The organism is Dietzia sp. DQ11-44, from assembly GCF_014145205.1.
In the GTDB taxonomy this organism is placed as follows: Bacteria; Actinomycetota; Actinomycetes; order Mycobacteriales; family Mycobacteriaceae; genus Dietzia; species Dietzia natronolimnaea.
In genome coordinates, this window is the sequence record NZ_JAALEC010000119.1 from 1 (window position 1) to 4,357 (window position 4,357).

Below are 4,357 nucleotides of genomic sequence, written 5' to 3' on the forward strand. Positions count from 1 at the left end.
GGGCGGTGTCGGGGGCCGTCGGTAGCCTGGGGCGCGTGAGCGATGACGCAGGGCTGTTCGCGGCCGGGGACGCGGGACCGGGCCAGGGGGAGGGGTCGGCTCCGCCGCCGGTCGACCCGTCGGCCCCGCTGGCGGTGCGGATGAGACCGCGCACGCTGGACGAGGTGGTCGGACAGCAGCACCTGCTCCGCGCCAATTCGCCGTTGCGACGACTGGTCGAGGGCCGGGGAGGGTCCTCGGTGATCCTCTACGGGCCGCCCGGGACGGGCAAGACGACGCTGGCCAACCTCGTGGCCACGTCGTCCGGCCGACACTTCGTGGCCCTGTCCGCCCTGAGCGCCGGGGTCAAGGACGTCCGGGCGGTGATCGAGGACGCGCGGACACGCCAGATCCACGGCCGGCGCACCGTGTTGTTCATCGACGAGGTCCACCGGTTCTCGAAGAGCCAGCAGGACGCGCTCCTCGCCGCGGTGGAGAACGGCATCGTGCTCCTGGTGGCCGCGACCACGGAGAACCCGCACTTCTCGGTGATCGCTCCGCTGCTGAGTCGTTCCCTCATCGCCGAACTGCAGGGGTTGGACCAGGCGGGGGTGGCCACGGTGATCCGGCGCGCCGTGTCGGACGACCGGGGTTACGCGGGGGCGCTCGAGGTGACCGACGCCGCGGTGGAGGACATCGTCCGGCTCTCCGGCGGGGACGCACGGCGGAGCCTGACGATCCTCGAGGCCGCCGCGGGGGCCGCCGAGGACGACGTGGTGACCCCGGAGACGGTCGAGCTGAGCCTGGACGCGGCACCGGTCCGCTATGACCGTGACGGGGATCAGCACTACGACGTCACGAGCGCGTTCATCAAATCGATCCGCGGGTCGGACGCCGACGCGGCTCTGCACTACCTCGCGCGGATGCTGGTGGCGGGGGAGGACCCCCGGTTCATCGCCCGGCGCCTGGTGGTGCACGCGAGCGAGGACATCGGGATGGCGGATCCCACCGCACTGCTCGCCGCGTCCGCGGCGGCGGAGGTCGTGCAGAAGGTGGGGCTGCCCGAATGCCGGCTCGCCCTGGCCCAGGCCACCATCCATCTGGCGACCGCGCCCAAGTCCAACTCGGTGATCTCCGCGATAGACGCGGCGATGGCGGATGTCCGCGCCGGGGGAGTCGGTGAGGTCCCCCGTCACCTCCGGGACGGTCACTACGCCGGGGCCAAGGGGCTGGGCAACGGAGTCGGCTACCTCTACGCGCACCAGTCCCCGGCCGGGGTGGTCACACAGCAGTACCCTCCCGACGAGCTCGTGGGTCGGGACTACTACGCGCCCGCCGGCCACGGACACGAACGAGAACTGGCCGCCAGGCTGACCCGGCTGCGAACGATCGTCCGGGGGAAGACCTAGCCGCCCCCGCCCGGATATGTGAAACTCATGAGGCCTGTATGAACACGAGCAACATCCAGGTATCCATGGACGCAAGCACTCTCGGAGGAATCATGAGCGGAATCGCCAGCATCTTCTCGACCCTGGTCGGCGTGGCCACCTCGGTCGGCGTGTGGGGGACCGGCGCGCACAGCCTGGGGCTGCTTCCCCAGGAGGCGTTCATCACCGCGGCCAACTTCGGCATCATCCTGCCCCCGATGCCGCGCTGACACACCACCTCTTCTCGAGCCGGTCCACGGGCACGGGCCCCGCACGCGGGGTCCGTGCCCGTGTCGTCTGCGGGCTCCCGCGGTCCGTTCCTCGATCCCCGGGGGCGCGCCGGTAGGCTGGGCAGTCGTCCGACCACCTCCGTAGACCACCAGTGAGGCCCCCTGTGCAGACCCATGAGATCCGGCGCCGATTCCTCGACCACTTCGTCAGGGCCGGTCACGCCGAGGTCCCCAGCGCATCACTGGTCCTGGACGACCCGAACCTGTTGTTCGTCAACGCCGGGATGGTCCCCTTCAAGCCCTACTTCCTCGGCCAGGAGACCCCGGAGCACGCCACCGCGACCTCCATCCAGAAGTGCGTGCGCACCCTCGACATCGAGGAGGTGGGCATCACCACGCGCCACAACACCTTCTTCCAGATGGCGGGCAACTTCTCGTTCGGCGACTACTTCAAGGAGGGGGCGATCCGCCACGCGTGGTCGCTGCTCACCTCGTCCCTGGACGACGGGGGTTTCGGTATCGACCCGGGGCTGCTGTGGGTCACCGTGTATCTCGACGACGACGAGGCCTACGGCATCTGGCGCGACGTGGTCGGCATCCCCGAGGGTCGCATCCAACGCCGCGGCATGGCGGACAACTACTGGTCCATGGGCGTCCCCGGGCCCTGCGGTCCGTGCTCTGAGATCTTCTACGATCGCGGACCGGAGTACGGGGTCGAGGGCGGACCGGAGGCGGACGAGGACCGCTACATCGAGATCTGGAACCTCGTGTTCATGCAGAACGAGCGCGGTGAGGGCACCGGCAAGGACGCGTTCGAGATCCTGGGCCCGCTACCCAAGCAGAACATCGACACCGGGATGGGGATCGAGCGCGTCGCGTTCCTGCTCCAGGACGTCGAGAACGTCTACGAGACCGATCTGCTCCGCCCGGTGATCGACACCGCCGAGCGGCTCTCCGGCACCAGGTACGGGGTGGACAACGCCTCCGACGTCCGCTTCCGGGTGATCGCGGACCACGCGCGGACGGCGTACATGCTCATCTCCGACGGCGTGACCCCCGGCAACGAGGGGCGCGGGTACATCCTGAGGCGGCTGCTGCGGCGCATCGTCCGGTCCGTCCGACTCCTGGGCGCGACCGGTGACACGATGGCCGAGTTCATGGCCACCGTGAAGGAGGCGATCGGCCCGTCCTTCCCCGAGACGATCGCCGGCTACGAGCGCATCGAGCGCATCGCCGTGGCCGAGGAGGTCGCCTTCCTCAAGACCCTCGAGTCGGGAACCCAACTCTTCGAGCGTGCCGCCGAGGACGCCAGGGCCTCCGGCGCGGCGGTGCTCACCGGCCGCCAGGCGTTCGCCCTGCACGACACGCACGGTTTCCCGATCGACCTCACCCTCGAGATGGCCTCCGAGGCCGGACTGCAGGTCGACGAGGAGGGCTTCCGCTCCCTCATGTCCGAGCAGCGCGCCAGGGCCAAGGCCGACTCGCGGTCCAAGAAGCACGCCCACGCCGACCTGTCGGTGTACCGCGACTTCCTCGACGCCGGTGAGACCGTCTTCACCGGCTTCACCGAACTCACCGACGAGTCCACCCTCCTGGGCATCGTCTCCGGCGGAGAGGCCGTCCACGTCGCGCGCGAGGGAGACGCGGTGGAGTTCGTGCTCGACCGCACACCGTTCTACGCCGAGTCCGGTGGCCAGCTCGGTGACCGCGGGATGATCTCCACCGCTGGTTTCCAGATGCAGGTCGACGACGTGCAGAAGATCGGGAAGAAGCTCTGGATCCACAAGGGCGTCCTCACGGGCGGCGAGGTCGAGGCCGGCCAGCTCGTCACCGCGGCCGTCGACCCGGAGTGGCGCAAGGGGGCCACTCAGGGCCACTCGGCCACCCACCTCGTGCACGCCGCACTTCGTCAGATCCTCGGACCGGAGGCCGTCCAGGCCGGCTCGCTCAACAAGCCGGGGTACATGCGGTTCGACTTCAACTGGTCGGGTTCCATCCCGGCGGACGTCCTCGCGCAGGTCGAGGAGATCACCAACGCCGCCGTCGACGCCGACTACGGCGTGAACACGATCGAGACCAGCCTCGACGAGGCCCGGCGGATGGGCGCGATGGCGTTGTTCGGGGAGAACTACGGGTCGTTGGTCCGGGTGGTGGAGATCGGCGGACCGTTCTCGATGGAACTGTGCGGAGGCACCCACGTGTCCAGTTCCGCGCAGATCGGCCCGGTGAGTCTGCTGGGCGAGGCCTCGGTCGGATCGGGTATCCGGCGCGTGGAGGCGTACGTCGGGATGGACGCCTACCGGCACCAGGCCCGTGAGCGCGCTCTCGTGTCGGGCCTGGCCACCTCGCTCAAGGCGCCCGCCGACGAACTGCCCGACCGGGTGGCCGCGCTGACCGCGAAGCTGCGGGAGGCTGAGAAGGCACTGGAGTCGATGCGTGCCGCCCAGCTCGCCTCGCGGGCCGGGGACCTGCTCTCGGCGGCCGAGGACCTCGACGGGATCCGGGTGCTCGCCCACGACGTCCCGGGGGGAGCGGCGGGCGACCTGCGTACCCTCGCGTCCGACCTCAAGGGCCGACTCGGTGGGGATGCCGGTGTCATCTTCCTCACCGCCGGGGGCTCGGAGAAGGTGCCGTTCGTCATCGCGGTGAGCCCCGCCGCCCAGGAGCGCGGCCTCCGCGCGGGCGATCTGGTCAGGGCCATCTCGCCGGCGCTCGGGGCGA

Annotated in this window: 3 protein-coding genes; all 3 read left to right on the forward strand. The window is 70.1% G+C overall.

All coding sequences use genetic code 11. The features are described from left to right. Positions 1-53: 53 nt before the first annotated feature. Positions 54-1,388 carry a replication-associated recombination protein A gene (locus tag G6018_RS03545; protein ID WP_182638760.1) on the forward strand — a complete coding sequence of 445 codons (1,335 nt, stop codon included), beginning with the start codon at positions 54-56 and terminating at the stop codon, positions 1,386-1,388. A gap of 38 nt (positions 1,389-1,426) precedes the next feature. Beyond that, positions 1,427-1,636, forward strand: coding sequence for a hypothetical protein (locus tag G6018_RS03550; protein WP_182638762.1), 210 nt, complete (start codon positions 1,427-1,429; stop codon positions 1,634-1,636). A gap of 164 nt (positions 1,637-1,800) precedes the next feature. Next, on the forward strand, positions 1,801-4,357 hold a 2,557-nt coding region (alaS, locus tag G6018_RS03555), incomplete at its 3' end, for an alanine--tRNA ligase (RefSeq protein WP_182638758.1).